Source organism: Fischerella sp., assembly GCF_013388695.1.
Classification (GTDB): domain Bacteria; phylum Cyanobacteriota; class Cyanobacteriia; order Cyanobacteriales; family Nostocaceae; genus PCC9605.
In genome coordinates this window covers 1-4,043 of sequence record NZ_JACAEU010000119.1, presented here as the reverse complement: position 1 = coordinate 4,043, position 4,043 = coordinate 1, and the positions used below count along the sequence as shown (strand labels likewise).

Below are 4,043 nucleotides of genomic sequence, written 5' to 3'. Positions count from 1 at the left end.
ATTTACAATTCACGGGTATGTAGAGACGTAGCATTGCTACGTCTCTACAATGATTTGGCATCGAACTACAAAAATGTATGCACACATAATTCATGACCAAATTCAGCAACGCCAAAAAAAGCAAAAACTTGTAAGACCAAATAAGAGTGCGATCGCTACTTTAGATTAAGGACTCGGACAGTGCCTATCTTATACATCTGTGTTCAAGAAGCAACAAAACTCAGAGCTTTCCAGGAGAGATATTATTATGGCGATCAAATTTACTGGCGGTTGTCTGTGCGGATCTGTCCGTTACGAATGTTCAGCCGAACCCATTGCGATGGGAAATTGCCATTGTCGCGATTGTCAACGGGCAACAGGAAGTGCCTATGCCTCTGTGCTTCTCGTGCCGCAAAGTACAGTCACTATCACCGGAGATGTGAAATATTATGATGTGATTGGTGATAGTGGAAGCATTGTTGGTCGAGGTTTTTGCCCCAACTGTGGTTCGCGATTATTTAGCAAGCCCCCAATGCCTGATTTGATGGTCATTATGGCAGGGAGTCTTGATGATCCAAGCTGGTTCAAACCTGCGATGGATATTTACACAGCCAGTGCCCAACCTTGGGATTACATGAACCCGGATCTGCCCAAGTTTGCCAAGATGCCATTGATGGAAACCGATGCACATACATAAATTTACTGTGTGCATTGATGCTTTCCGGTGTTTTAGCTGGCAGCAACTTTACTCCAACTCAAGTACGGTAATTTTGCTGCCGTTACCCGAATTTGGTCTGCGTGTGCTACTAACTGACCACAAGCATCCCAAGTACCGGAAACAAACATATTTTTCGCGCCTTCTCCCATTGAGATGGGGGCAGAAAAGTCACCACTTTGCACCTGCATCGTTTCCAAATTCACCATCATTTCAGCTTGAGGATTAGCTGTTAAGATTTCTTGCAATTGCTTGACAGTGGCAGCATCAGCAGTAACACAGGGAATGCCCATCGCAACACAGTTGCCAAAAAAGATTTCCGCGAAGCTTTCGCCCACCAGTGCTTGAATTCCCCATTTGGCGATCGCTTGGGGTGCGTGTTCTCGTGAGGAACCACAGCCAAAGTTGCGGTTGACGACCAAAATTTTTGCGCCTTGATACTGCGGTTGATCAAAGGGATGTTGTCCTTTGAGTGCAGCGCGATCGTCAGCAAACGCGTGTGCGCCTAAGCCATCAAAGGTGACACAGCGCAAAAAACGGGCAGGAATAATGCGGTCAGTATCAATGTCATTGCCCACTAAAGGAATACCGCGTCCGGAAACTGCTTTAACTTCACTTACCATAAGACTGTTGGATTGAGGAGTAGGGGAAAAATGTCAGTTGTGTCAAGCTTTGTGTCTTTGTACACCAGTCGCTACAACGGGGGGAACCCCCGCAACGCGCTGGCTCGTCTTTGTGTTTCAAAAATATGTTTTATTAACCACCAAGGCACCAAGACACTAAGAATTAATTCAACAACTCACGCACGTCGAATACTTCGCCTTTCACCGCTGCTGCTGCAACCATCGCGGGACTCATCAGCAAAGTGCGGCCGGAGGCTGAACCTTGTCTACCTTTAAAGTTACGGTTGGAGGAAGAGGCGCTGATCTGTTGTCCCTGAAGTTTATCAGGGTTCATGGCCAGGCACATCGAACATCCGGGTTCGCGCCACTCAAATCCTGCTTCCGTGAAGATTTTATCTAGTCCTTCTGCTTCAGCTTGCTGTTTCACCCGTTCGGAACCAGGGACTACGAAGGCTTTGATTCCTGCGGCAACGTGCCGTCCCTTGGCAACTTTGGCGGCTTCTCGCAAATCGCTGATTCGTCCGTTGGTGCAGCTACCAATAAAGCAAACATCAATTTTAGTGCCTTGGATAGGTTGACCGGGGGCTAGATCCATGTAGCGGTAAGCTTCTTCAGCTATTTGGCGGTCATCTTGGGGTAGTTGTTGGGGAGAGGGTACGGACTGGTCAATTCCGATACCTTGACCGGGAGTTATACCCCAAGTGACGGTAGGAGGAATGTCAGCAGCATCGAAAACTACTACATCATCGTACTCGGCGTCGGCATCACTCTTGATAGACTCCCACCAAGCAACTGCTTTGTCCCAATCTGCACCTTTGGGGGCAAAGTCTCTACCCTTGAGGTATTCGTAGGTGACTTGATCGGGGTTGATATAGCCGCAACGTGCACCGCCTTCGATCGCCATATTGCAGACTGTCATCCGTTCTTCCATGCTCATTTGTGCAAAGGTGGTACCTGCAAATTCGTAGGCGTATCCGACACCACCTTTGACACCGAGGGTACGAATAATATGGAGGATGACATCTTTGGCGTAGACTCCTGGTTTGAGAGTGCCGTTGACTTCGATTTTGCGGACTTTGAGTTTAGACAGGGCCAGGGTTTGGGAAGCGAGAACGTCGCGGACTTGGCTAGTACCAATACCAAAAGCGATCGCCCCAAAGGCACCGTGGGTTGAAGTATGGCTATCTCCACAGGCGATCGTCATTCCAGGTTGGGTGAGTCCTTGTTCTGGCGCAATCACATGCACAATCCCCTGATTTCCAGAACCAATATTGTAGAAGGTAATGCCATTTTCTTGACAATTCTGCTCTAGCGCCTGCATCATTTCTTCTGCCAGAGTATCAGCAAAAGGACGTGCTTGATTTGTTGTTGGTACGATATGGTCTACCGTAGCGACTGTCCGCTCTGGAAACAATACTTTCAAACCCCGCTCCCTCAGCATAGCAAAGGCTTGGGGACTGGTAACTTCATGGATCAGGTGTAGTCCAATTAATAGTTGCGTTTGTCCTGAAGGAAGTTTACCAACAGTGTGTAAATCCCAAACTTTATCAAATAGTGTACCTTTGCTCATACTTGAATTTGTTTTAAGCTGTCGCATTTTTTAGATGGTATCAAATAAAGTGAATTAGCTACCGCCAAGCCTTCGGACTATAGCGAGAGCTTTTTGTTACCTATAATCTTCACGATAGAAAAGCTTGTTAGTCATGTCCAATATATTTTTGTTGCTTAACTAATATGTAAAAGATATGAGTTTCATTACTTTTTAGATAAAAGTAAGGCATCTGTGAGATTAGGCAGCGCGATCTTTAGACGCCCGTTAGGGGGGCTTACCGTAGAGTAGGCAGTTCATGATGGCTACTTATTTACGTTCGTTGTGACTTGATTTAATTTGTTAATTTGTAAATTTTTATGTTGATACAATATAGTATGCGGAAAATATCGCTTCTGCCAAAGAAATACTAATAGTAAAGAAAAACGGCGTTGCTGAATCAAGATATGAATTGTCATTCTGAGCGGAACTTTGTGGAGCGAAGAATCTTGACAGATGCTACTCTGCGAGAAGCCGCTGTCGCGTCTACGTTTCGCTGCGCTATACACCCTGCGGGAAGCCGCAGAAGCGTCTACAGCATGACAAAATCAAATTCATACTTCAAATCAGCAACGCCAGAAAAACAATCTGTAATTTACGCTGATTTTTGCATAACCTAGACATGATGAGAGATATGTATAAATAAATTTTCTGTAAGCATCCACACTCTATCTGTAGGTAAATTCAAAAGCTCAGGTAGCAAAAACATATTAGGAGGTTGGGCAGACATGGCGAAAAGTTGGGAGTGCGATGGTGTGCCAAAAGATGAAAAATCATACCCCCATCAAAATCCCCCAGGAAAGCACGATCCCTATGAAAATTTTGGGGCAGACTGTGTAATTTGTGCCTTACCGAAGGAGGCTATGATTGGTGATAAAAGTAAACCTCCGGTAAAAGCGATCGCAGCGGCGATAACTGGTGTTCTAACTTTGGCTGTTATTAGTGGTTATCAGATTTGGCAGTCTCAATCTTGCCGTGGAAATAAACAAAAAATTAAGTAATTAAACATAAAGTGCTTATTTTTTGACAAGGCGGGCAGGATGCCCCGAAGTTTGCCGGAAAGAACATCTCCCCGGCAACTTCTCTCCACCCCACAAGAGATTTGTTGTTCTTGTGGGGTGGGCGTCTCGCCCGCCCT

General features: G+C 45.8%; 5 protein-coding genes. 3 read left to right on the top strand and 2 right to left on the bottom strand.

Annotation, left to right across the window (positions count from 1 at the left end):
• Positions 1 to 247: 247 nt before the first annotated feature.
• Positions 248 to 676, top strand: coding sequence for a GFA family protein (locus HXY43_RS16300; RefSeq protein ID WP_290884689.1), 429 nt, complete (start codon positions 248 to 250; stop codon positions 674 to 676).
• A 32-nt stretch (positions 677 to 708) separates the two neighbouring features.
• Here HXY43_RS16300 and leuD read toward each other — a convergent pair whose 3' ends face one another.
• A complete protein-coding gene (gene leuD, locus HXY43_RS16295; protein WP_290884686.1) occupies positions 709 to 1,317 on the bottom strand; it encodes a 3-isopropylmalate dehydratase small subunit in 609 nt (202 codons plus the stop codon).
• Between the two features lie 163 nt (positions 1,318 to 1,480).
• Positions 1,481 to 2,887, bottom strand: coding sequence for a 3-isopropylmalate dehydratase large subunit (gene leuC / locus HXY43_RS16290; RefSeq protein ID WP_290884684.1), 1,407 nt, complete (start codon positions 2,885 to 2,887; stop codon positions 1,481 to 1,483).
• Between the two features lie 425 nt (positions 2,888 to 3,312).
• Here leuC and HXY43_RS16285 point away from each other — a divergent pair, with 425 nt between their 5' ends.
• Both HXY43_RS16285 and HXY43_RS16280 read left to right on the top strand, forming a co-directional pair.
• Positions 3,313 to 3,525, top strand: a complete 213-nt coding sequence (locus HXY43_RS16285; protein WP_290884681.1) for a hypothetical protein — start codon at positions 3,313 to 3,315, stop codon at positions 3,523 to 3,525.
• Between the two features lie 108 nt (positions 3,526 to 3,633).
• Positions 3,634 to 3,906, top strand: coding sequence for a hypothetical protein (locus HXY43_RS16280; protein ID WP_290884678.1), 273 nt, complete (start codon positions 3,634 to 3,636; stop codon positions 3,904 to 3,906).
• Positions 3,907 to 4,043 lie beyond the last annotated feature (137 nt).